Annotated in this window: 18 protein-coding genes; 6 read left to right on the top strand and 12 right to left on the bottom strand. The window is 56.4% G+C overall.

Features of this window, described 5'->3' with window-relative positions; genetic code table 11:
* Positions 1-300: 300 nt before the first annotated feature.
* Positions 301-2178 carry a sensor domain-containing diguanylate cyclase gene (locus tag V6582_RS15770; RefSeq protein ID WP_234889605.1) on the top strand — a complete coding sequence of 626 codons (1878 nt, stop codon included), beginning with the start codon at positions 301-303 and terminating at the stop codon, positions 2176-2178.
* A gap of 43 nt (positions 2179-2221) precedes the next feature.
* Here the strand turns inward: V6582_RS15770 and puuE are convergent, their stop codons facing one another.
* From puuE to V6582_RS15755, 3 genes are all read right to left on the bottom strand, one after another.
* On the bottom strand, positions 2222-3142 hold the full coding sequence (puuE, locus tag V6582_RS15765; RefSeq protein WP_156630846.1) for an allantoinase PuuE: 921 nt from the start codon (positions 3140-3142) through the stop codon (positions 2222-2224).
* Between the two features lie 81 nt (positions 3143-3223).
* A complete protein-coding gene (locus V6582_RS15760; RefSeq protein WP_156630845.1) occupies positions 3224-3931 on the bottom strand; it encodes a DUF1045 domain-containing protein in 708 nt (235 codons plus the stop codon).
* A 402-nt stretch (positions 3932-4333) separates the two neighbouring features.
* On the bottom strand, positions 4334-5587 hold the full coding sequence (locus V6582_RS15755; protein ID WP_197434303.1) for an NAD(P)/FAD-dependent oxidoreductase: 1254 nt from the start codon (positions 5585-5587) through the stop codon (positions 4334-4336).
* Here V6582_RS15755 and mnmD point away from each other — a divergent pair.
* Positions 5586-6329 carry a tRNA (5-methylaminomethyl-2-thiouridine)(34)-methyltransferase MnmD gene (gene mnmD / locus V6582_RS15750; protein ID WP_156630844.1) on the top strand — a complete coding sequence of 248 codons (744 nt, stop codon included), beginning with the start codon at positions 5586-5588 and terminating at the stop codon, positions 6327-6329. The genes V6582_RS15755 and mnmD overlap by 2 nt on opposite strands.
* Before the next feature lie 38 nt (positions 6330-6367).
* On the opposite strand, the gene V6582_RS15745 is transcribed toward mnmD, so the two are convergent.
* Entirely contained in the window at positions 6368-10210 is a 3843-nt protein-coding gene (locus V6582_RS15745; RefSeq protein ID WP_197434302.1) for a PAS-domain containing protein, read from the bottom strand.
* Between the two features lie 408 nt (positions 10211-10618).
* Here V6582_RS15745 and V6582_RS15740 point away from each other — a divergent pair, with 408 nt between their 5' ends.
* Complete coding sequence (locus V6582_RS15740) at positions 10619-10942, top strand: hypothetical protein (RefSeq protein WP_156630842.1); 324 nt, start codon at positions 10619-10621, stop codon at positions 10940-10942.
* Between the two features lie 357 nt (positions 10943-11299).
* Positions 11300-12706, top strand: a complete 1407-nt coding sequence (locus V6582_RS15735) for a DEAD/DEAH box helicase (protein ID WP_081089007.1) — start codon at positions 11300-11302, stop codon at positions 12704-12706.
* Between the two features lie 272 nt (positions 12707-12978).
* Here the strand turns inward: V6582_RS15735 and V6582_RS15730 are convergent, their stop codons facing one another.
* From V6582_RS15730 to V6582_RS15720, 3 genes are all read right to left on the bottom strand, one after another.
* Complete coding sequence (locus tag V6582_RS15730) at positions 12979-15159, bottom strand: GMC oxidoreductase (protein ID WP_197434301.1); 2181 nt, start codon at positions 15157-15159, stop codon at positions 12979-12981.
* A 157-nt stretch (positions 15160-15316) separates the two neighbouring features.
* Positions 15317-16492: an aminotransferase class V-fold PLP-dependent enzyme gene (locus V6582_RS15725; RefSeq protein WP_156630841.1), complete on the bottom strand. Its 1176-nt coding sequence runs from the start codon at positions 16490-16492 to the stop codon at positions 15317-15319.
* Between the two features lie 472 nt (positions 16493-16964).
* On the bottom strand, positions 16965-17321 hold the full coding sequence (locus V6582_RS15720; RefSeq protein WP_041696949.1) for a winged helix-turn-helix transcriptional regulator: 357 nt from the start codon (positions 17319-17321) through the stop codon (positions 16965-16967).
* Between the two features lie 123 nt (positions 17322-17444).
* Between V6582_RS15720 and V6582_RS15715 the strand changes: the two genes are divergently transcribed.
* Positions 17445-18044 (top strand): nitroreductase family protein, encoded by a 600-nt coding sequence (locus V6582_RS15715; RefSeq protein ID WP_156630840.1) that lies wholly within the window; start codon positions 17445-17447, stop codon positions 18042-18044.
* A 20-nt stretch (positions 18045-18064) separates the two neighbouring features.
* A complete protein-coding gene (locus tag V6582_RS15710; protein WP_156630839.1) occupies positions 18065-18469 on the top strand; it encodes an ester cyclase in 405 nt (134 codons plus the stop codon).
* 303 nt (positions 18470-18772) lie between these two features.
* Here the strand turns inward: V6582_RS15710 and V6582_RS15705 are convergent, their stop codons facing one another.
* From V6582_RS15705 to V6582_RS15685, 5 genes are all read right to left on the bottom strand, one after another.
* Positions 18773-19738, bottom strand: a complete 966-nt coding sequence (locus V6582_RS15705; protein WP_197434299.1) for a type VI immunity family protein — start codon at positions 19736-19738, stop codon at positions 18773-18775.
* A gap of 71 nt (positions 19739-19809) precedes the next feature.
* Positions 19810-20799 carry a type VI immunity family protein gene (locus V6582_RS15700; RefSeq protein ID WP_156630837.1) on the bottom strand — a complete coding sequence of 330 codons (990 nt, stop codon included), beginning with the start codon at positions 20797-20799 and terminating at the stop codon, positions 19810-19812.
* Positions 20800-20829: 30 nt separating this feature from the next.
* A complete protein-coding gene (locus V6582_RS15695) occupies positions 20830-21804 on the bottom strand; it encodes a DUF4150 domain-containing protein (RefSeq protein ID WP_156630836.1) in 975 nt (324 codons plus the stop codon).
* Positions 21805-21807: 3 nt separating this feature from the next.
* On the bottom strand, positions 21808-22860 hold the full coding sequence (locus V6582_RS15690; protein WP_156630835.1) for a hypothetical protein: 1053 nt from the start codon (positions 22858-22860) through the stop codon (positions 21808-21810).
* A complete protein-coding gene (locus V6582_RS15685; protein ID WP_156630834.1) occupies positions 22857-23873 on the bottom strand; it encodes a DUF2169 family type VI secretion system accessory protein in 1017 nt (338 codons plus the stop codon). The genes V6582_RS15690 and V6582_RS15685 overlap by 4 nt, the downstream gene beginning before the upstream one ends.
* Positions 23874-23993: the final 120 nt, after the last annotated feature.

Genomic DNA, 23993 nt, shown 5'->3' with positions numbered 1-23993 from the left:
AGACGCAGGAAGCCAGATAGCTCCTTAAGTCGGCTGAGGCCCCAAGAGAAAATTATCCAGTAATTTTAAAGGGTTACAAAAACCTTGGTGTGCTTTATAAAATGCACCGCGGGTTAAGTGCGGCAAGTTCATCCAGGCAGTAAATTCTTGCATTTACCTTAAAATTTATTGTCTTCAGATCGTTTTCCAAGTGTAAATTTCAAACTCCTATCATTTTATTCATTCGCAAAAATACGAAATAATTTTTTAATTACTACCCTCTTAATATAATATTGATCTACTACAAGAGAAAACTTGACCATGAATGTCATGCATATCGCATCGAAAAATCCCGCCCAACAGCTGGTTATCGCGGGAGGATTTGCAATATTTCTGGCATTGACGATCTGGTCCGAGGTTGCAAACTGGACGGCCCAGGTGTCGCGGATGAATTCCTATCTTGCGCAAACGGCAAGAGCGATCGCCCAGCATACGGACGACGTCATCGAGGTGGCCAAGCAGCCTTTGGCCGGGCTGGTCTTCGAAGTGCAGGAAAACAACAGCAAAAGCGTTTTGCAGAGCCTCGACCTTGTCCGCAGGATGCGCGAGCTTATCAAGACGTCACCCTATTTGCGCAGTTTGGCCTATATCGGCCCGGATGGTCGGCTGATTGAGTCGACCTCCGATCCGTTTTCATCGGGTCTCGATCTTTCCAGCCGCAGTTATTTCAAAACCCATCAAACATCCGCGGAGCTGCGACCATTTGTCGATGGACCCTATCAAAGTCCGTCGGCCAAAGACTGGTTCATTACCCTCTCCCAGCGGATGAACGATGATCGAGGACAATTTGCGGGCATCATGGTGGCGACCATTGATGTCGAAAGCTTCATCCGGTTTTTCCGGAGTTTCAACATGCTGGACAACAGTGCCTTCGCGATGATGGATGGGGCTGGCCGCGTACTGGTCCGTGCGCCCCTGGATGCAACGGCAATGGGAACCAGCATCGCCGATTCGGCTCTGTACCGAAGTGTTTCGACAAGCAACATTGGAAATTTTCAATATACATCCCGCTTTGACGGCATATTGAGAACATCTGGATATTATAGAAGCAGCAATACGCAGATCACCGTGCTTGTAGCTGTCTCGAAGAAATCTATCCTGTGGTATTGGATAGATATCAGCAAACCCAGATGGATCTGTTTCCTCGTCGCATTGATGGTCGCATGTGCGTTGGGCGTCCGCTTGAGACGGCAATGGGCATTAAAGCGCCGCGACGAGATGATTATTGCCGCACGAGAAGCGGAATTCCGCCTGATTGCCAATGTCTCATCCGACTTGATTGAAAAGCTGGATGACAACGGTATCCGCGAATATGTTTCGGCAGCCGCCAAATCTGTTCTCGGCGTTGAGGCCGATACGATCGTCGGGCGCAGCGTGTTGGACGAATACGATGCCGACGCCCGGCAATACTGGTCGGAGGCGCTGGCCAACATTGCCGCCGGTTCATCAATCGAACGGCTTGTCTTCCCCAGAATAAAAAAAGACGGTGAGATCTCCTGGCTGGAAACCGTGATAACCCGGGTTCGCAGCTTCGATGTCAGCAGTGGCATGGTCGCCGTGACCAGGGACGTCACAAGCCAAAGGCTTTTGCAGGAAGAGCTGGATCGGCTTGCCAACACGGATGAATTGACACAGCTTTCCAACAAACGTCACTTCAACAGGCAGATGAAAAGTCTTTCCGCCGAGGCAAGGATGGTGGGCACCCCCCTGTCACTGCTTGTCGTCGATGTCGATAAATTCAAGCTGTTCAACGATACCTATGGCCATCTGCCAGGCGATGATTGCCTGCGGAAAATTTCGACCGAAATCGCCGCTGCAATCCGTCCCGGAACGGATCTTGCCGCGCGCTACGGCGGGGAGGAAATCGTTATCCTGCTGCCGGGCAGAACCGCAAGCCAGGCCCACCAGATAGGCGAGGAGATCCGCCAGCGGATTGCCGCCCTGGAGATAATCCACCAGAAAAACCTGCCCTGGGGACATGTGACCGTCAGCATCGGGGTTGCCGAACAATCGGCTGAGCATGATGAAACAGATGAAGCGCTGTTTGTGAAAGCCGATCAATGCCTTTACACAGCCAAAAACTCCGGTCGCAATAAAGTCGTCTCTTTTGATGAGAATTTGTCAGTCGCGGCGGCCTGAAGCCGTCGCGACGACGGAAAGTCTTTTTCAAAGACTCTTCCTATTACCATTCAGGTTTGTGATGGGCGTGCCAGTGCTTGGCAATGTCGAGACGGGTCGGCGTCCAGACCTTGTCATGGGACAGCACGTAATCCAGAAAGCGCTTTAGCGCCGCCGCCCGGCCCGGGCGGCCAACCAGCCGGCAATGCAGGCCGACGGACATCATTTTCGGCGCGCCCTCTGCGCCTTCCTGGTAGAGCGTATCGAAGGCATCCTTCAGATAGGTGAAAAACTGGTCGCCGGTGTTAAAGCCCTGCGGCGTGGCAAACCGCATGTCGTTGGTTTCCAGCGTATAGGGAATGATCAGAAACGGCTTGCCCTCGAGATCCGGCACCCAGAAAGGCAGATCGTCGGAATAATTGTCGGAGGAATAGAGAAAGCCGCCCTCCTCCATCACCAGCCGCAGCGTGTTGTCGGAAGGCTTGCCCTGATACATGCCATAGGGCCGTTCCCCCGCCACCTCGGTATGCAGGCGCACGGCGTCCAGAATATGCTGACGCTCGACCTCCTCGGGGAAATCCTTATATTCCAGCCAGCGATAGCCATGGCTGGCGATTTCCCAGCCCGCCTCCTTCATCGCCGCCACGGCGTCCGGGTTGCGGGCCATGGCCAGCGTGACGCCGTAAACCGTCACCGGTACGTTGAGGGCCGTGAACATCCGGTGCAGACGCCAGAAGCCAGCACGAGACCCGTATTCGTAGATGGATTCCATATTCAGGTTGCGCTGACCGGGCCAGGCCGCTGCACCGACGATTTCCGACAGCAGATTTTCGGAGGCCGGGTCACCATCGAGAATACAGCTTTCGCCACCCTCCTCATAATTGATGACGAACTGTACCGCCACACGCGCCTCTCCCGGCCAGCGGGGATCGGGGGTACGGCGACCATAACCGATGAGATCGCGGGGATAGGTTTCACTCTGCATAGCTGTTACCTTCTGGTCTTGTGACGAGAAACGGTAAGCAACCCTGCCCTTTTTGTCGAGAGGGCATACAGTATCGTGAGATCAGGCGCTCTTGCGCGCCGAAACCCGCCCCATCGGATGCAGCGAATGCACCACCAGGGGAGCGCCAGGCTCACGCTCGATAAACAGCGCCAGATTGGCAAACACGACAGGGTTTTGCAGCAATGGCGCGAAATACTGTGTGGCCGCCTGGTGAATGCGATCGCGGTGGCTGAGCGGCAAAGGCCCGGTCAGGGGCATATAGAAACGGTATTCGTCCAGCACATGCGGATCGCCCCAGCGGTAAAGATTGGCAAATTGCGGCGCGCTGAGCCGTTCGGGCGCCATGCGCTCAATTTCGGCATCGCTGAGCGGCGCACGGAACCGGTCGAAATTCTGCACCACCAGCGCGGCCACCCGGTCCAACTGGTTGGACGGATGCGTCAAAGTCAGGCCGCAAAAATCACCGAGCCTCGCTACTTCCAGTCCCGGCAGTGCGAAAGGCTCGACAATGCCAGCAAAATGCATCAGCTCCCGCAGCAACTGGGATTCGCTGACCTCGGGATGCAGCGCAAACGGCGCCTTCAGGCAGCCATGGAACCCATTTCGACGCGGCAAGGCCGTATGAAAGGCAATCTCGTGCAGGCCAAGCCCTCCCAGTCCCGGATGTTCGACCGGCTCATCGGAATAGACATTGCGCCCCAGCCAGCTGGCGGCTGCGAGCGACAGCGGGTCACGCGCAGACGGTGTATAGCAAATTGAATATCGCATGCGGGTGGCCTCCAGCAGCGACGAGCGTCTGCAAAGACGCGCCAGGAACGCTGCAAATCTTCTTAAGTTCTGCATTACGGCATGCTGGACCAAAGTGATCCTGTCGCAAGCGCCCTTAACCCCAACGGATTTGTGGATTTATGCAACATATTCAAATCGATACAACGCCTTGCCCGCATTCTGCCAAACGCATGGCGCTGTCATGCAGAACAATCGAATCGACGATGACCGACAGTCCGCATGCGCAGTCAGATAGGGGATTTGCATGACACTATGACGAAAGTGACCGAGCATCAGGTTCACTTTTTACGCGAGATCACAGGAGGGTGATGAGAAGCGGCCTCGGATTACGCAAGGCTCGATGCTTGAAATATTTTTAAAGGGAATATTAAGGCCTGTTTATCAACCGACCGGGTTTTCCAACGGCGGTTCCACGGCTTTATCAGGGACACGGGAGGCGATCTGCAGATGATGGGCAAGCGTAAAACCTTCAGGCATATCCATCTCGCCACCGAAAATCGGCCGTAACGCCTGCTGCGCCAGGCTATGCGCCAGCCCGAAGCTGATCTTGAAACCGCCGGTCAGTGCAATCAGCCTGGGATGATCGGGATGCGGCCCAACCATGGGATCGCGGTCTATCGACTTGGGCCGCAGCCCGGCCCAGCGCTCCACCACCGGGGCGTCGCCCAGCATCGGCACCAGCCGCCGGGCCTTGGCAATCAGGGTTTCCAGCTGGTCATCGGTGGTAAAGGGGGCATCCCAGCGGTTTTCGCTGGTGCTGCCAATCGCCACATGCCCGCCTTCATGTGGCACGGCATAAATGCCGTCCAGATAGACCAGCGGCAGGGCTGGATCGACATCGGCCTTCAGCAATGCCGCCTGCCCCTTGACTGCCATGCCGAGCGGCAGCACACCGGTCGGGCTGAAACCATCCAGCAGTGGAAAACTCCCGACGCCAGCTGAAACGATCACATGGCCGAAGGCAATCCGGCTTGTATCCGCCAAGTCTGCCCATTGCCGGACCGGATCAATGGCCCTGATTGCCGAACCCTCGATGATCCGGCAGTGCGGCGATGCAACAAGGGCCGCCTTCAGCGCCGCCGTCAAGCCGCGTGGCGACACCCGCGCCGCCAGCGTGTCATGCACCAGACCGGCCTGCGTGACAGCACTGTCCGGCCAGCCATCGCCAGCCGGGGAGGTGTCGATAACCTTCCAGGCAAATTGCCGATCACCGGTTTTCCAGGCGGTTTCGGCGTCTTTTTCATGCCGCTTGGCAATCACCCGCAGATGCGGCTTGGGCAAGGGCATCAGCCGCCCGGACCGGCGATAGCCCACACCGATGCCCGTTTCCGCCTCAAGCTGTGCCGCTTCCGTTTCCAGTGCCAGCAGCGCATCGAACTGAAACTGCTTCTTGCGATCCCATTTATCCGGCATATAGGGCATGAGCGCGCCCAGTAGCCCGCCGCTGGCGCCACCCGCCACCCGACCGCCATCGACCAGAACCACATCCAGCCCGGCCAGAACCGCAAAACGCGCCGCCCACAGGCCCATAATGCCGCCGCCGACCACCAGCAGATCTGCCGCGAGGCTATGGGACGAGCCTTTCAGGGACAAGTGTTGACCGGAGACCGAAGCCGTCCTATCGCCTGTCTTCATGACCCACTCCACTTCCAATCCCGATCCGATGCCTGACGCCGAAACGGCGGACACCCAGCCTCTCAGCTGGCAGGACGGCGATATGCCCTATTCCACCGCCTTTGGCGACCATTTTTACTGCCAGACCGATGGCCGCCTGGAATGCGACCATGTTTTCCTCACAGGCAATGGGTTGCCGCAGCGCTGGATCGACGCTTCTTCTTTCCGCATCGGCGAACTGGGTTTCGGCACCGGGCTGAACGCCATGGAAACCTGGCGCCAATGGCAGGCGACGCGCATGCCGAGCGGACATCTGACCTTCATATCCTTTGAGCTTTACCCGATGGCGCGCCCCGATATCGACCGTGCCCTGTCGCGCTGGCCGCAAATCGATGCGGAGCGGCACCGCTTGCTGGCGCTGTGGCCGGACGAGCCGCAAGGTCAAGTCCAGCTCGATCTCGACGCCCAGACCCGGTTGATCGTGGTTTGCGGCGACGCGCTGACCTCGCTGCAAGCCTGGACCGACCCATTCGACGCCTGGTATCTCGATGGTTTCGCCCCGTCCCGCAACAGCGCCATGTGGTCGCTGGATCTGATGACGCGGCTCTATCAACTGACAACATCCGGTGGCCGCTTCGCCACCTATGCCGCCGCCGGTTTCGTACGCCGCAACCTTATCGCCGCAGGCTTTACCGTGGAGCGCCGCCCCGGCTTTGCCGGCAAACGGGAAATGCTATGCGGGTCGAAAACCGAGCCGTCGTAATCTCAGATACGCCGTCATCGGCCGGATCGACCCCACGGTCAGAGTGCCGTCTGCCTCGCACCGAGATCCTCTGCCATGGCCTGCGTCTGCGCTGCTGATCCCCCCAACCAGTAGACAATGCAGTCCTGGAGACGATCTGGGCTGACGGGCTTGAGCACGAGATCATCCAGACCGGCCTTATGGCAGGCCGCCTTGTCATAGGTGGAAAGATCTCCTGCAAGTCCGATCAGCACGGTCGGCGCGGTCTGTGGCTGCTGGCTTTCCTCGGCACGGATCTGCCTGACCATATCGAGCACCCGCGCCCGATCCTCGACGAGATCGATCAGCATCATGCCCGGCTGCCATTGGCGCCAGAGGGTAAGCGCCTCGCTTTCCCCCTCCACGCAGGCATGCCCAACCCCCAGCGACTGCAAGGCCTGATGGAAAAAATGACGCTCCGCTTCACCGGCATCCAGCACCAGGAGATCGATTGGCTCTTGCTGCATCACGCCCGAACGCATCAGATCCGATTGCTCTCCGTCCAAGATCGGGGGCGCCTCGGCCTCCGGTTCCGCCCTGAACCCGGAGGCTGCACCCCGCCGCGCGCCGCGCAACACGTCGATGACAACATTGCGCAGCAGATTTTCGCCCACCGGCTTGGTAAGCTGCGCCTGAATATTCAGCCCATCGGCCATTCTGTCGAGATTGAAGGGGGCATCCGCCGCCAGCAGGATGATCGACAACGGATCGAACCGTCGGTCACTGCGGATCTTGCGCACCAGATCCAGTCCGCCGCCGCTGCGCCGGCAGCAATCGATCACAACCACCTCAATCGGGCTTTTCTGGTTCTCGGCCTGCTCCAGCACGGCCAACGCCAGCGCCGGATCGTTGACCGCCACGCCATCGAAGCCCCAGCGGCAAAGCTGGTCGTTGAGAATGCCGCAGCTGATGTCGTTGCTTTCAAAACCCAAGACCCGGGCACCGCGCAGCTGAAAGCCGGCAAGGCTCGGAAGCTTTTCAGCCGCCATTGCAAAGGGCAGGTTGACAGTCACGGTGGCGCCTCGGCCAGGTGCGCTTTCCACCCCGATCGTCCCGCCGAACAGATCGACAAGCCCACCGGCAATCGAAAACCCAAGCCCCGCCCCATCCCGATGATGCAAAGCCCCGTCATTCATCTGGGAAAACTTGGTAAAGGCCATCCGGCACTGCTCCGGCGTCATGCCATGGCCGGTATCCTCGATCCGCAGAACCAGCCACGCACGGGCGCGGCTGCTCGTTTCGGCCATCGGGACCCCGTTACTGAGGTCTCGGGGGCTCTGAACCGCGATGTCCAGATACGGCTCTTCATGGCGCAAACCGAGATCGACCAGCACATGGCCTCTGTCGGTGGCCCGGATTGCCTCCCCCAACAGATTGGTGAGAATCTGGCGGAACCGACCTGCATCGCCCGCCAGCATATGGGTCAGCCTGCCCTGACCGCGCACCAGGATGTCCACATCCTTTTCCGCGGCACGCCCGGCCATCAAGGTGACCACATCCTCCACTGCCGCCAGCGGATCGAAAGGGGCCGACCGCAAGGACAGACTGCCGTCATCGATCTTCGAGAAGTCGATGATGTCATTGATGATGGTCAGCAGCGAGCGCCCGGATTTGACGATCACATCCACAAAGGTCTTTTGCCGCGCATCGAGATTGGACGACAGCAGCAATTCCGTCATGCCCAGCACGCCGCTCATCGGCGTGCGGATTTCATGGCTCATATTGGCCAGGAACCGCGACTTGGCCTTGTCCGCCGCCTCGGCCTGCGCCGCAAGCGTGGTCAGTTCCGCCTCACGCTGCTTCGCCTCGCTGGCATCGCTGATCACGAACAGCCAGCGGTCCTCGGCGCTGACAATCGCCTCGATGCTGCGCCAGGCACCATCGCGCCGCTGCACCACGACGCTGGCGGAAGTGTCAACAGACAGCCTTGAGCGCATCCGGTCGAGGAACCCTTTTGGATTGTCGCCGAAATCGCCCCGCTCGGCGCAATGATCGAAAAGCTGACGCCAATCTGCCCCCGTGCGCACCAGTTGCGGCGACACGTTCAATATTTCCGCCAATTTATCGTTGCGATAGAGGATACGATCCTTCTGGATAACACACAGCCCCTGGGCCATGTGCTGGGTCGCCTCTTCCAGCAGCTTGCCGACATCCTGCAGCCGGGCACGCGCCTCGTCTATCTCGCGCTCGCGCAAGCGCTGCTCGGTATAGTCGGAAAAAGTCAGCATGATCTGGCCATCGTCCAGCGGCGATGCCGTCACCACGATATGCCGGCGATCCGAAAGCGTCACCTCGGTTTGCCGCGCCGCCGTCAATGTCCGCAATTCAAGACTATAGGCGGCGATCAGGGCTTCCGTTTCAGGGCTGACTGGGTCAGGGCTGGCCGGGTCAGAACTCGCCAGATTGGGGCTGGCGTCATCGTCGGACTTGAGTGGCCAGCCATTGGCATGGGCGTGGCGCAGATAGTCCGCGAAACTTGTGCCGGTCATCGCCTTGTCCTCAGGCCAGCACACCATATTGCGTGCCATGAGGTTGGAAAAACTCAAGGTTTGATCCGCATCGAGGATGATCACCCCGACCGGCATGGTCCGCAAGATGGCCTCTATATCGTCATAGAGCTTTTCGGCATGGGCCTTGGCTTCGCGCAATTGTCGCTCGCCGATCTTCAGCAGCGAAACATCCGCCAATGTCCCTACGATATAAGGCGCGCCATCCTTCGTCTCGATCCGCTTCAGGCTGGTCAGCAAGGGCACGGTGTCGCCGTTGGGCATGATGATCAGCTGTTCGCGCTCCGTCGCGCATCCGGTTTCCAGGATCTCGATATTCTCCTCGCGCAGGGCATCGCCTTCGGCGGGAAACATCTCATCTTCGCGCAAGCCATAAAAGCGGGTTCGGTCGCCGCCCAGCATTTGCTCATAAGCGGCATTGGCAAACACCAGACGCCGGTCGCCATCGCGCAGAAAAACCGGCTCCGGCACATTTTCCAGCGCTGCACGGTAAAGAGTGCCTTCGCGCTCATAGGTCTGCGCCTCGGTGACATCGGTATAGAGCAGCAAAAACTGGCCGTTTTCCAGCCGGTTGCCCCGGGCCGAAATCACCCTCCCGTTCGGCATGGCGATCTGGGATGGCTCTGGTTCGTCTATCGACGCTGCCAGGAATTGTCCGGAAATATCCTCACCACTCCCATCGCCGCCCGCACGTCCGATAACATCGAGAACCGCCTGGAAATTCATGCCGGTCTTCAGCTCGACCGCTGTCTCACCGAACATCCTGGAGAAGCTGGTGTTGAAATAGACAATATCGAGCTGCGAATCGAGAAGCAGCACACCAAGCGGAATGAGATCGAGAAGCATGGCATAATCGGCTGGCAGGCAGGCACCAGGCGCCCCATGACCAATGTCGGCACTCCTGCCTTGAGAAGCGGCACCTCTGGAAACGTCAACCATGGCAGAAGGCATCTGGGCCCCGGCTGGCAGCGGCTCTTTCTTCCAGCCCCGGTTCTTGACCCGGCCGGGCCGCTCGCGAAACACCCCGAACACATAGGGCATTTCATCTTCGGTGATGAAGCGCTCGATCTGCACCCGGCAATGCTGGCGACCGCTATGATCGAAACAAAGGGCCAGATGCTCTTCCGCAAACACCAGCGCCCGGCGCTCGACATCTTCCCAGGCCAGATCTTCCGGGCGGTCCGTCAGCTCCCCTGCCCGGCGGCCGAGAAGCTCTCCCAGATCCGCCCCGAAAAATGCGACAAAGGCGGGATTGACGGCAACGAAACGAAGCTCGCTATCCTTGATGAAAGCGGGCACATCAAGCCTGGCGATTTTCTCGCACGCTATGGTGAGCAATCCGCCTTCTATCGGCAATGGAATCCCCTTTATTGCCCGAGCCGCCTGCATCACGGATGAACCTCTCCGTGTCCTTGTCCGCTGTTGAAACAACCCTATCACCAGGCAAAACACAAAACAAAGCGCCTAACCGAAAAATATCCCGTCAATCTCCTGTTTCGCAAAGCTTTTTACCAGCAGGCGGAGCAACCCGCACAAGACAGATCAAAGCACCCGGTCTTTGTGGCAGAGAGACGGCGCGCCAGCCGCAAGCTTGAGAAAATATTATTTAATCTCAATAATTTATGCCATTTACCCTTGTGGCATCGATCGCTTTAAATGACGATAATTTAATCTTGGCTCCACAATTCCATCATCAATCTGCCCGGTTTCAGGATCATCTTCATACCATTCTCTTCGGAGAAAAAGTTCTGAAAGGATCAAGCCATGTCCGTATTTCGCATGAGTATGTCTGCGGGCCTTGTTGCCACTCTGGTAGGCGCTTCGCTGCTGGCGACGGCCCCTGCCGCAAAGGCCGATGACCGTTTCTGGGGTGGCGTCGCAGCCGGTGCCGTCGGTGGCATCGTCGGCAGCGCCATCGTCAACGGAATAGATGGAGGACCGCGCTATTACCGGTCCTACGACCCGCCACCACCGCCCCCACCGGTTTATCGGACCTATTATCGTCCGGTCTATGCGGCGCCCTGCCACTTCGAGCGACGCTACGATGAATGGGGTGACAGCTACCGCGTTCAGGTCTGCCCCCGGTAACGGATCTGCCGCCAGTCACCCGAACGCGGTGTAACTATAAATATTCAGCGCCCGCCCCGTCCACGACGGGCGGGCGCTTGACATTTGGCCGCAGAACGCGCAAAAGCGGCGCAAGCTTTCAGCCTTCCGGCCGCCGCGTGAGCGCGCCACTGCATTCCGGCTTTGCCTATTTCGGCACTGTCATGCAAAAAAGGTATGGGTGCTTCATATATGACCGCATCAGCGGTCAAACGCACCGAAAGTCGTTTCCAACTTACAAGTTCCCAATTCACGCGGGGTTCTTGACGCCAAAGACCGCTATAATCGCAATGAGGCGATCGTGGCTCTCACGTCTTGGCGCCCCGAAAGGTTTATGAATTGACCAGTTTTAACGAACTTGGCCTCTCGCCGACTGTTGTCGCCACGCTGACCCAGCTTGGCTTCGAGACCCCTACCCCCATCCAGGCGCAGGGCATTCCGGTGGTGATGGCCGGTCGCGACCTGATTGGCCTTGCCCAGACCGGCACCGGCAAGACCGCTGCCTTTGGCCTGCCGATCATCGAGTTGCTGATGAAGGACGAACGCCGTCCCGACAATCGCACCACCCGTACGCTGATCCTTGCCCCGACCCGCGAACTCGTCAACCAGATCGGCGACAATCTGCGGTCCTTCATCCGCAAGACCCCGATCAAGATCAACCAGGTGGTTGGTGGCGCATCGATCAACAAGCAGCAGCTTCAGCTGGAACGTGGCACCGACATTCTCGTCGCCACCCCGGGCCGGTTGCTGGACCTGATTTCCCGCAATGCGATTTCGCTGCGCGCCGTCACCCATCTGGTGTTGGACGAAGCCGACCAGATGCTCGACCTGGGCTTCATCCACGATCTGCGCAAGATTGCCAAAATGGTTCCGGCCAAGCGCCAGACCCTGCTGTTTTCGGCCACCATGCCGAAGGCGATTGCCGATCTGGCCGGTAGCTTCCTCAACAACCCGGTCACCGTCGAAGTGTCGCCTCCGGGCAAGGCCGCCGACAAGGTCGAACAGTATGTTCACTTCGTCAACGGCCAGAACCACAAGACCGAGCTGCTGAAGAAGACCCTTGCCGATCATCCCGATGGCCGCTCCATCGTTTTCCTGCGCACCAAGCATGGCGCTGAAAAGCTGATGAAGCATCTGGAAATCACCGGTTTCTCGGTTGCCTCCATTCACGGCAACAAGAGCCAGGGCCAGCGCGAGCGCGCCCTGAAGGGTTTCCGCGATGGTTCGATCCGTACGCTGATCGCCACCGACGTCGCCGCCCGCGGCATCGACATCCCGGCTGTCAGTCATGTGTTCAACTATGACCTGCCGGAAGTGCCGGATGCCTATGTCCACCGCATCGGCCGTACCGCCCGTGCTGGCCGCGATGGTATCGCGATTGCATTCTGCGGTCCCGACGAAGCCCGCCTGCTGCGCGACATCGAGCGGCTGATGGGTATCGAAATTTCTGTCGCCAGCGGGGAAGCTCCGGCTGACCGTGGTCGCCCTGCCCGTCCGACCCGCCGTGCAGGTGGTGGCGGCGCTGGCGCAGGTGCTGGAAACCGCAACCATGGCAACCCGGCCCGCAAGGATGGCCGTCCGCAAGGCCGTGGCCCGCGCGAAGAAGGCGATGGTGGCGAACAGCGTTCTGCCCGCCCGGCCAACCGCAACAAGCCGGCCAATGGCCGCCCGGCCCGCCGCCCCGACCGTCCGCGTCAGGACGGCCCGGCCCGCGCCGGTGCAGGCGGCCAGCGCCGCGAGCGTTAAGCGTCCTCTGTAATTTTGCGAAAGGCCGGTTTTTCCGGCCTTTTTCTTTGGCCAGAAGACATGAAAAACGGCTGAAAATGGCAAAAGGGCCGTGTGTTTCATCAAACACACGGCCCTTTATCATGCTAGATTCTGTCAGGTTCAGATTGAACCAGACAGACTCTAGCTACTCTTGTTTTCGTTTGTCTTTTCGGGAAAACCGGGTTCCACTTTTCCCTGACAAACTCTATCAGTATTGCTTACCCGTCAGCTTTCACTGTGGACGGGGCGGCTCAATGTTGCGTGGGGCTGACGATCTTCTTGGTGATTTCCGTCATGCAATATTCGGCCACGGCGGCAATGGTCCAGGCCGGGGTAGCGGCACCGGTGGAGCCGGGAATCAGAGAACCATCAACCACATAGAGGCCTGGTACCGCCGTTTTCTCGTCGGCCGCCAAGAGCTGGCCGTGTTTGTCGCAGGCCTTACCCAGCACGCAGCCGCCGAGCGGATGGGCCGTGACGCCATAGGCCACCACGAACTCCTCCTTCACCGTGTTGGAGTTCCAGCCTTCCAAGACCCGGGCGTGGTACTGCCCGGTCGATGCCAGTGCTGGCAGTGCACCGCGATAGGAGAGATGGCCGTTGCGCCGGATCAGGCTTTCACCCTCCGTGCTGGCATTGATCTCACCCCATTCGGTCAGCACCGTGGTAAGCGCATTGACCGAATCCAGCACGCCGGAACTGCCGGCACCAACCTGGGAAGGCTTCGAACCCGCCACCGGCGTATTGGGATAATACAGGCTATAGGTCTTGCGGCCCGAAGTGTTGGTCGATGCCGAATTCACGTCAAAATAGCCCGGCGCCGGGTCGTAGCAAACCGACATATTATAGGTGTTTTGCAGATTGTCGGCTTCGTCAAACCAGGCCGGATAAAGCATGAGGCGAATGAAAGATGCCGAATTATTGCTCTTCATGTAGTCGATCGACTGATTGAAGGCCGCCTCCAGCTTGTCGTCCGGAAGGGTGATGCCATCAAGGCTTTCGTCCTTGACGAAGTAGAAGGACGCATCGGTCGAGCCGGGACCACCATCCGAAGGCCGCGTCTTGCAGCTCATGTCCTGGGTGCCGGTGACGTCGCCATTCTGGCCCCAGAACTGGCCAACATATTTGCTCAGCGCTGGCAGGCCATTGGTGTCAGGCGCTTGCGGATTGGGGTTGTTAGAATATTCCAGCAGCATCGATGCCGTATGCATGGAGCCAGCCGAGAAGATCACGTTCTTCGCCCGATAGGTCACCGATGTCGGATTGGCGACATCGGTTGGCGAGATCTCCTCGACAGTGACGACATAAACCGGGCTCACACTGTTGGAGCTCAGATCCTGGTAGACATTGGTGACATTGCTCAGGCATTGAATGTCAAGCAGGCCGGTTTCCTTGGCCTGTTTCAGGTAGTTCTGGTCCAGCGCCTTCTTGACGCCCAGCAATTCCTTTTTGCCCAATGGCTTGGTCGAGACCGAATAGCTGTTCATGCCATACCACATTTCGCCGATGATGGCGGACGGCAGCATTTCGGCATTGACTTCCTTGCAGACCACGCCCCAGTCGAGCGCCAACTTGGTATATTCCAGCGTGACTGACTGGATCGGCGTTTCAACAGTGCCCGACTTGACGACCTCATCGATCTTCGCGACCTGCGCCCTGAAGCTACGGGTAGAGAGATAGGGCGGGCTGTCCTTGAGCGGATAGGAGACCGTCAGGTCCGCATCGCTGCTCACCGGCACCGTCACCGACACCTTGTTTTCCTTGGCATCAATGGTTTTCGGCCCCATCATCTGCTCAACGGTGTCGTAATGCTGCGCCAGTTCGCCATAGGACAGCAGCACCTTGTCATAGGAATCCAGATTTTCCGGGTCGCGGAAGGCCAGGGTGAAGGCCAGTTGCGACGGCTTCTGGAAGAACGAGTTATAGACCTGCGACGTGCCGCCCAGCGCTGCGCCGACAATGGCGGTCATGGTCGGCACCGGGCCCTGGAAAGCGGTAAGCGTCTCGACCAGGCCGGGATAGACCGGGATAGGACGCTGCGCATAAGTGGTCATCGTATTGAAGTTGGCCGTCTCGTCACCCAAATCCTCTGCCTGGCCATAGGTATCCGGTGGGGATTGCGGCGTACCGAACGGCTCGACATTCGTCATCCATCCAGCGCGGCCATCCGGCTGGCGATAGTTGCTAAACGGCGGCGCAGTGGTTGGCTGGCCTGTCAGATTGCCCCACCAGTCCTTGCCGCGCTCCAAAAGTAGCACAGGCTTGCTGGCACCCTTGGGACGATCAACCTTCTGGAAGGCCTCGCATAGCCTAAGGGCGGCGACGCTGCCGCCGAAGCCGGAGCCGATGATGATTGTATCATAGACAGTCTGGCTGACGCTTCCGGGATTGACGATTTTTTCGGCTGGTGCCGAAATGTTTTTCGAAGACACGATAAAGACCCCCTAGAAAATATTGGGTTCGGAAGAAATATGAGGTTCAGAGCAGGCCTGTCCGGTCCGGATCGCACCGGACAGGCCTGTTACGTTTCATGGTTGCTTTTCTGGAAAACTTGTTTCCCAACCGTTCGACAGGAAGGGAAAATCAAACTCACATGACAATGTGCTGGTGGTTGGCATTCATCTCGACGACTTCATGGCGAAGCGAGGGAATGACATTCTGATTGCTGGAGACGATCTCGGCCATGATTTCAGAAATGCGGGTGCAATCGGCTTCGACATAGCCAAGACGGGTGATTTCCGCCGTGCCAACCCGCATGAAGCCATCCACATGGATGTTATGCTGCTTCAACTTGTCACGATATCCCTGGCCCATCTGCCGGTCGAGCTTGGGCAGCACCTGGTGGCAATAGGATAACTCCGAGAACCTCCTGGTGGACTGGCCCCGCATCTCATAGCCCTTGGCTTGCAGCGTGTTGGCAAAGGCGCGCGAATTCTTCACCACCTGCTCGGCGTAACGCTCCCACGGCACTTCATCGATGACGATGCCCAGCGAGGCAATGCGCGCCAGATGTGGATTGCAAATCATCGTCGGCCCGTTCAATGGCGTGAAATTGGAGACGATGTCGATGCGGTCGTTCAATTCTTTGTTGTTGGTAACGATAATGCCGCCCTGCGGACCGGGGAATGTCTTGTGGGTCGAGCCAAACAGAATATCGGCACCCTCGTTAAGCGGGTCCTGATACTGCTTGCCAACAATCAGGCCAAGGCTGTGCGAGCCATCATAGGCGACGATGCCGCCATAGCTATGCACCAGATCGGCCACTTCCCGCACCGGCATGGGGACGGTAAAGATCGACGCGCCAAGGATGACGAGTTTGGGCTTTTCCCGTTCCAGCAACTCAAGAGTAGCTTCCAGATCAAGCTGCCACTCATCGTCATCGAACGGAAGCGGCAAGGAAACCCGGTCAAACACTTCGTAATTGAAGGGATAGCCGCCACCTGGAAAGAAAGGCGGCACACGTCCGACCTTGTCGCCCGGTGAGGTCAGCGCGAACACAACCGCCATAAGGCTCGCACTGCCGGAAATCGGGGAAATATTCACATATTCGGCATTGAAAAGCTTTTTGGCCTTCTGCTCGGTAATCGAGACGATTTCCTGGGAAATATCGGTACCGGCATAAAATGGCGCCGCATAGCGGGACGCAAGGTCGGAACTCAGAGCGGCCAAAGCGGCCGGAGACATCCGGTTTTCACTGACGATCAGGTTAATAGCACCCGTTCTCACATCATTATGCTTGCTAATAAGTTTTACAATTTCATTCATAATTCGCCTCGTTAATCCTGGGAGGTTTAAGGATTGCGCGCGAAAATTAGCAGTCAGTAAAGCGTAAAACTACCCTGAATTGTAACTGTAATTTTTGATTGTTTTTTTCAACCCAAAAAAAGTCATTCAGCGTCACAAGAGACCAAAAAATCAGGATTTCGCCCACCGTAACCGGCGCGAGCGACTTTGTCTCCAAGGGTGGGCCTTGGATATTAATGAGCAATAACAAGATTTTGCGTATTTTCAAATGAGAGGCAGCCACAGCTCGCGGCAAAAGCAGCGCGAAGCTCCGCCCCACAATTCACCCGTTTTCGCAATTGGCTTCCGCTCTAACCGCGCCCATACCGAGCGGTCCTTGAGGAGCGATAGTCCCAAGCTTTTAGCGGCGCATTCAACCGGTCATACGCGCATGAAACCTTAAGAACCAGCGACCCATCGCTTAATCGATCTATTCGCCACAAGCCGATGCTTTTTAACGATCACGTCCCAACGATCTGGATTTGCGGATCGTTGCATGATTGGCCTCGGCCCAATTTTTCATCAGATGAAACGGCACCAACAAGGAACGCCCAAGCGGAGTGAGGTCATATTCCACCCGCTGCGGGACAACCGGATAGACCCGGCGTTCGACAAGGCCATCCAGTTCCAATCGCCGGAGCGTCTGCGACAGCATCCGCTGCGAAATATCGGGAATGCATCGCTTCAGCTCTGAAAACCGCAGCGTTCCCCCTTCAAGGTGCAGAGCGATCAGCATGCTCCAGCGGTCGGAGACGCGGTGAAGCACATCGCGTATGGGGCAATTTTCCAGGTTGTTTTCCAGAGTTTCCATCACGTTAAACGATTGCCCGGTTACCTCAGGGTTACCAGGTAATTTCTCGCTCCCTTTCTTGCGCCGCTTACCGCCGCACCATAGCCTGGCGCGACTGGTAACTAGAAGAGAGCAGGTTCAATAATGGATGTAAAGACAAACTCCCGCACAGCGGATCACCCAATCGAAGATTTCTTCGTGGATCGCTGGTCTCCCCGCGCCTTCACCGAAGAGACGATTTCAGAACAGGATCTGCTTGGCGTGCTGGAGGCGGCGCGCTGGGCACCCTCCGGCCTGAACGCCCAGCCCTGGCGCTTTATTTACAGCTTTCGCGGAGAACCGCAATTTGATGGGGTCATCGCGGCGCTCTGGGAAGGAAACCGCGTCTGGGCGCAACATGCGGCAGCGCTGATCGTCATCACCACAAAGACAACTCTCATTCCACCAGGCAGCGATGCGGAGGTGCCCAATCCCGGCCACACCTTCGACGCGGGAACAGCCTGGGGCTATCTCGCTCTCCAGGCCCATCTGAAGGGCTGGTCCACCCATGCCATGGGCGGCATCGACCCGGTAAAGACCGCCGAAGCGGTCAATATGCCCGAGGGATATGCCATGCAGGTGGTCATCGCGATCGGACGACGCGCAAGTGCCGACCAGCTTCCCGAGGCGCTGCGCGGACGCGAGACACCAAGCCCGCGCCGCCCTGTCGACGCCTCCGCCTTCCACGGCACATTTCCCCGTTAAACTGAACAGAGGCAAGAATTATGAGCGACCATAAAAAGGCGATTGTCAGAAAACTCATTGAAGAGGTTCAGGTCGGCGGCAATTACGCCGTCTTCGATGCCCTGATACATCCAGATTTCATCGACCACACACCCACGCCCGGCTTCGCCCCCGATCGCGACAGCGTGCGGACATTCTACCGTGCGTTCCACGCCTCCTTCTCAGAACCGGTCTGCGAGATCGATTTCCAGACCGCCGAAGGCGACCTCGTCACCACCCGCAAGGTCTATTCCGTTACCCATTCCGGCCCCTTTAACGGCATCCCGCCAACCGGACGGCGCATAACATTCGACGTCATCGATGTGCTGAAAGTCGAAGGCGAGTTCATTACCGCGCATTGGGGCATTCTGAACCTCATGAAGATCGTCGCGCAGATAAGCTGGTAATCACGCAGCATTTGACAAAGCGCCATACGGGTTTCCACCCTCTCGCCGCCTAGAAAATAGAGTTCAAGCGCAAAACCGATTCGAGAAATGACAAAGCCGTTGTGTGTCAGTTCGACTTTGTCCAATTCATCGGCAATCTCAGGCGTAAGATGTTTTTTGCCCATAATATCAGTGTTTCGACGGCTAAGGTTACAGCGCTGCCGAGGCCCCGTATCCGAATAGGCCATGCTTCGGGAACTTCAATTGCCACGCTATAGCGCCAACTGGAACAACGAGGAAGAGGCTGCCGGAAGCCTGATTGCGTCACTCATCAAATCGGCGAACCCATTTTTGCGTCTCTTCCAAAGAGTCCAGTGGTCGCGGCGCATCGATAAGAGGTCGTTGATGTTCATCAAAGCGAATAGGCTTGAGAACTCTGGAGACGTTTCGGTAGGCTTCTGGGATCTGTCCCTTATTCAAATCACCGAGTTCAGGCCTTTCCCCAGCTTGAACAACGATCCCTCCAGCATATGGATATAAAGCACAGAGATCGCCTACGTCTTTTTCGATCTTAGTCCTGCCGCCAAGTTCGGTTACAAAATCATCATCTATAAATGTGAGCCAATTGACCGTCCTGATTGCTCGCCTGCGCAAACGGTTCATCCGAGCATACCAACGCGATTGCTCGGGCAGGTCCAGTCCCGGAAAGCGCTTCGCTATCGGGAAGGCAAGAAGTCGGTCAGAAAGACCTTGACGTCCTTCATTGAAGAAAATTGACAGGCCAGCGGTGCCATAAGCCGGCTTTAGCTTCTCACACCACCCTAAAATAAGCGATCGAAAACTCTCATAGCCGACCTGTTCTGGCCAACTTGCAGGAAGGTAAATTCCAATTCGGGAGAACTCGCGCGCCTCTGTATTTCCAATGGCCTCCGCGTAATAAATAGTCGGATTATCAAGATCACCACCTTCTGGATAACCAAACAGAGAAGCTTCAAAACAATCATCTTCCTCGACATTATCGGGCTTTTCTGCCCGCTCCATAATATATCGATTATAATCAATTTCGGTGAGTGGATGAAGGCGGCGGGCACCATCAGGTATATAATGCGTCACCTTGTCAGCGAATATCGATTTATACTCTAAGATGACATCAGCCATCGCCCGCCGTGTCTCAAGGCTCGTCGCCTTTTGCAGCGCAAAATCGATATAAAAGCCGAAGCGCAACATTGGAACACCGCGCTCGGATGCTAAACCAATCTCATCAAGGAAGCTCCAGTCTTTCGCTGTCACACAAAACATCCGTTGAGTCCAAGTGATTTCCCCCAGGAAAATGGTGCGCTTTACACCGAGGGGCGCCTGTTTCAGTCAAAGCGACGAAACCATTTTACGGTTTCTTCATGGTGGTCGAATGGTTTAGGTGCCTCAATGATGCTGATTGTGCTCGGTACGAAATTGTCGAACCTAATTGGCTTTGTAACCCGTGCGACTTTCCGATAAGCTTCAGGGACATCACCACGATTGACGTCACCGAGCTGTGGTTCGGCACCCGCCTGAATGATGATGCCGCCATTCCATTTGTGAATCGGGCAATCTTCACCAAGCTCCGCCTCGACATGAGACAATCCACCTAGTTCTTCGACGAATGCGTCATCGAGAATGGTGAGCCAATTTATGGTTCTGATCCAGCGTTTGTCCTTCTCTTCTCTACCTTTGATAGTCCAGGTGCCGAGACGAGGCACATCCATACCCGGAAATCTTGTGAAAATAGGAAAGGCAAGCGCGCATTGACGACTGGTAAAACCGCCGGTATCGAACAGCACCGAGACGCCAAATGTTCCGTGACTAGGCTTGAGAATATCAAGCCATGACAACAACGTCTTTAGCAAGAACTCGTAGCCTTGAACCTCCACCCAGGATGCACGGAAATAAGCATCCACATATGACCACCGCTTGAATTTTGAAGACCCGACGTTTCCTATCGTATATGGAGTCGCTCCATTTACATGGAATTCTGCGTTAAACCCGTATAATCCGGCTCCATAGGTTTCAGCGTCGGAAATTTTATCCGTAGACTTATTGTAGTAATCAATTGGATCGATTTTATCGATTTTTCGGCGACGTCGCGCACCAAACGGATGAAAGTGGTTAACTTCTCTAGGAAATAAATCACGATATCGGGACAATAGTTTATTACCCCGAATACGCCCTTCTTTCGTTGAGCCCCCTTCATAGAAAAAATTTGCGGCAAATCCGAAGACTACGTCCTTGTACTCACCCTCTGATAAATATATTTTATCAAAATCGGAAAAATTATTAATTTCGACTTTATCGGCAGCGTGGATATCAGTCATTGCATTGAATTCCCCTCAATCATCCCGGATTTAATAAGCAGGTGAAGCTGTAAAAAGCATGTCCAGAAACAGACCAACCGGATTTCTTCTTGCAGTAAAACTGGCTATCGACATCAATGCTTGCGCAACACTCACGTCTTTCGCTGCCTGCTCTGCTTCTTTTTTTCGAACCTCTTTCGATCTGCCTTTTCCATCACAATCACAGTCGTCAAAATCTACCTTTTCGAAAGTAAGATTGTTTTGATCTGCCATTTCTTCATAATCATCCTCCTGGCCGGGGTTATATCTATCTTTGAAACCGGTGTTGGGATTGCTCAGCTTACCTTCGACGATCGCTTGATTATCGCGGTCAGTTATATCTGGTGCACGTGATCCCTTCGGACGGCTTGTACGCAAACTGCCGTCAGCGCGCTCCCCCAATAGACGCCATTCACCTTCTGGACCGCTCCGAATATAGGTAGCCTCTGGATAAACATTTTTCCCGTTGGCCTTGGCCCATTCCTTTAGCTTCGCCGCCACGCAACGTTGGTTCATCGTTCCAGCCGCCAGACATTCGCACGCGGCCTTGCAAAACTCCTCTAAAAGATCTTTGTTCTTTTCGTCTTTAATATCTCCCGTAAAATACCCACCCGCCGAGATCGTATTGCCCTTGTTCAGCAACATGCGATCCGTCAACCGCGTGACATTACGCCCCTCCATAAACACGTTCGGCGACCAGGAGAGCCATGTTGCCCGGTCCAGGTGCACGCCGGATTTGACGCCGCCGCCGCTGCCGGGTTCATCGCCGAAGGAGCGATAGAATTCAGAGCCCTTGATGCCATTCATGGCACCACCGTGAGAGAATACCGTGGTCGTGCCTTTGGCGAGATCACGGGCATAGGCGGTGTTGGTGTAAGGCACCGGTTTATCCGGGCTTTTGCACACATCCGGAAGAGTTGAGCGAACCCAGCCATCGGAATGCTTATGGCAGAGTGTCAAACCGTTAATCGAGACAGTTTCCTGCATGGCTCAGTTCTCCCTTCCGTAGCGCTCAAGCGCGATGACACAGCGCGGGCCTTCAAAATGCGAAGTCGATAGGATCGAAAGGCTGGGCCGTCGTTCGTGGTCATCGCCTGCGAAAACATCGTGGTCGATCGTGTCCGCAGGCGAGCACAAAGCAAATGCTGTCATCACCAAGCCGTTGGCGGCGCCGCAGTCACCGGTATTCGAGAGAGGTGTTTCAAAGTCCGAGAGCAACCTGTCAGGAATGAGCGCCCCCGAAAGCGCAAAGCCAAGGTCTTCCGAGCGCCACCGTTCGCCATTCAGATCGACCAGAAACCGATCCGGCTGAAAGGCTTCAAAAGCCTGACGCAGCGGCCTGGCGAGACCTCTGCCAATGATGCCTTGCGGTTCCGAAAGATTTTCAGCCTCAAATCCGTTGAAGGCCGATCTTACCGTGCCAATGGGCGACGCATCGGGGAATGTCGCACTTGAACCGAGCATGACAATCACCGCTGCCTCACCGGGCACGAGACCATGGGGCGTACCGCGCTTATAAATACGGTCGCTTATCGCGAGTATGTCGAGGAGTTCGGCATCCATATAGCTATCAAGTGCAGCAATAGCCAAGGCAGGGATCTGCCCCTCGGTGATCTCCTGCAATCCCTTGACCAGTTCATAGACGGCCAAAGTGTCACCATCAGCAAGCAAGGCGACATCCGTGAACAGAGTGGGCCAAGTCGCGACAATCCATGTCGCCAGTTCTTGCCCGATCTTGTGCCCAGCCAGCCAGCGGGGCACGACAAGACGCATCGAAGCCGCGCTGTAGCTGAGATCGAGCGCCTTAACCAAATCGTCGACAGCGCCTGCGAAAAGCCGCTGTAGTCTCACTTCAAAATTCCGGACATCCTCAAAGGGCATCACACAGGAAAGCGTGATGGGTGCGCCATCCGCCCCCACGGGTCCTTTTTCAGACTTTATAAAGTTATGGTCGTTTGCCGCATAGGCCTCGGACGCATCGGTGAGATTTTTGCCCAAAGGGCAACAAAGACCAAGACCGTACACCTGGGCAAAAGCGGTCATCGCTCAACCCCGGCCATCTGTTTGACATGAACCCGGCAGTGAGAAACCGACATATCACCGGTCGGACACGGCAGATTGGTGTTCCACACCATTTCAAGTGTCTTTTCGGAACCATTGACAAGGACCGAAATCAACCTTGGTCTTGTGTCGACTTTCTGGCCTCTGATCCAGGTGCTACAATCCATAATCACCTGTGGCAGACGAAAACCGTAATCGCCTTCCTCATGCATGCCAAGGATGCGCCCTGACTCGCCGCCTTTCAGATCGAATATTTGATCAGCCGGTGCCACCTGATAAAATTGCTCGGAGAAGTCGGATGGCAACAAGGGCGCTTCATATTTTCGCCAAGCTTCGTCATAGGTTCCAGCATGAGATGCCCGTGGCTGCCAGGACGGTTGGATTGCGCCGAAGCCAATCGGCGCAGGCAAGGGGCCAGCATCAATGAACCCTTCCGGATTTTCAATCAACGGCAAGTCAACTTCAGTACCATCAGGAATGTTTGGCCATTTCGATGTCCAACCCATCCCTATCGGATTATCCTCATTGGGGTCTGCATCGAGGTTGAGAAAGTCCGCACCGCCGAGGCTATGCCTCCAACTCAAAGGACAAGATTTGAACGCTTCATACCCTTCCAGGTCCAGTTTTCCAGCCTTCTGGCGCAACTGTCTTTTGCCGAAAACCATTGCACGTTTGCCACGTCCAGCCAGATCGAATCCGACTTCGACCTTATTAACCTCGTAGCCAGCGCGCGCGCGCGCCTCACCGGCCAAAAGCACATCGGTCTTTGGCTTGAAAGCGCAGAAGTCCGCATCGGCCTGCAATTCTAGTCTTTCGCTATCCGCGTATTCCGGCTTGATTCGGATTTCACCTTGATCGTCCATCAAAGAGTTCAACTGATGTGTGAGAATGTGAAACCGTGCACGAACTGCTACAGTCCAATGCTCCAAACCTGCACGATCCCGCGCGAAATAGCCGAGCGCAGCAAACGGTGTTTTGTTTTCAACCTGCCACATAAACAGATCGTCAATTTAGATCGATAACGGCCGCATCGAGAGCAATAGACCGCTCTGCCTGCTGAGTAATCGAAACCCCTTTGACACTGATGCGGCCATCCTTGCGCAGGGTAAGCGAGG

The organism is Agrobacterium vitis (assembly GCF_037039395.1).
Taxonomy (GTDB): Bacteria; Pseudomonadota; Alphaproteobacteria; order Rhizobiales; family Rhizobiaceae; genus Allorhizobium; species Allorhizobium vitis_E.
Note: the sequence above shows the minus strand (reverse complement) of the source record. Positions and strands in the feature narration are given on the sequence as shown.

Bases quoted from the DNA above. Each gene is read 5' to 3' on its own strand.
- V6582_RS15770 (WP_234889605.1), top strand. From the start codon at position 301: ATGAATGTCATGCATATCGCATCGAAAAATCCCGCCCAACAGCTGGTT.
- puuE (WP_156630846.1), bottom strand. From the start codon at position 3,142: ATGCAGAGTGAAACCTATCCCCGCGATCTCATCGGTTATGGTCGCCGT.
- V6582_RS15760 (WP_156630845.1), bottom strand. From the start codon at position 3,931: ATGCGATATTCAATTTGCTATACACCGTCTGCGCGTGACCCGCTGTCG.
- mnmD (WP_156630844.1), top strand. From the start codon at position 5,586: ATGACCCACTCCACTTCCAATCCCGATCCGATGCCTGACGCCGAAACG.
- V6582_RS15755 (WP_197434303.1), bottom strand. From the start codon at position 5,587: ATGAAGACAGGCGATAGGACGGCTTCGGTCTCCGGTCAACACTTGTCC.
- V6582_RS15740 (WP_156630842.1), top strand. From the start codon at position 10,619: ATGTCCGTATTTCGCATGAGTATGTCTGCGGGCCTTGTTGCCACTCTG.
- V6582_RS15725 (WP_156630841.1), bottom strand. From the start codon at position 16,492: ATGAATGAAATTGTAAAACTTATTAGCAAGCATAATGATGTGAGAACG.
- V6582_RS15720 (WP_041696949.1), bottom strand. From the start codon at position 17,321: ATGGAAACTCTGGAAAACAACCTGGAAAATTGCCCCATACGCGATGTG.
- V6582_RS15715 (WP_156630840.1), top strand. From the start codon at position 17,445: ATGGATGTAAAGACAAACTCCCGCACAGCGGATCACCCAATCGAAGAT.
- V6582_RS15710 (WP_156630839.1), top strand. From the start codon at position 18,065: ATGAGCGACCATAAAAAGGCGATTGTCAGAAAACTCATTGAAGAGGTT.
- V6582_RS15700 (WP_156630837.1), bottom strand. From the start codon at position 20,799: ATGACTGATATCCACGCTGCCGATAAAGTCGAAATTAATAATTTTTCC.
- V6582_RS15695 (WP_156630836.1), bottom strand. From the start codon at position 21,804: ATGCAGGAAACTGTCTCGATTAACGGTTTGACACTCTGCCATAAGCAT.
- V6582_RS15690 (WP_156630835.1), bottom strand. From the start codon at position 22,860: ATGACCGCTTTTGCCCAGGTGTACGGTCTTGGTCTTTGTTGCCCTTTG.
- V6582_RS15685 (WP_156630834.1), bottom strand. From the start codon at position 23,873: ATGTGGCAGGTTGAAAACAAAACACCGTTTGCTGCGCTCGGCTATTTC.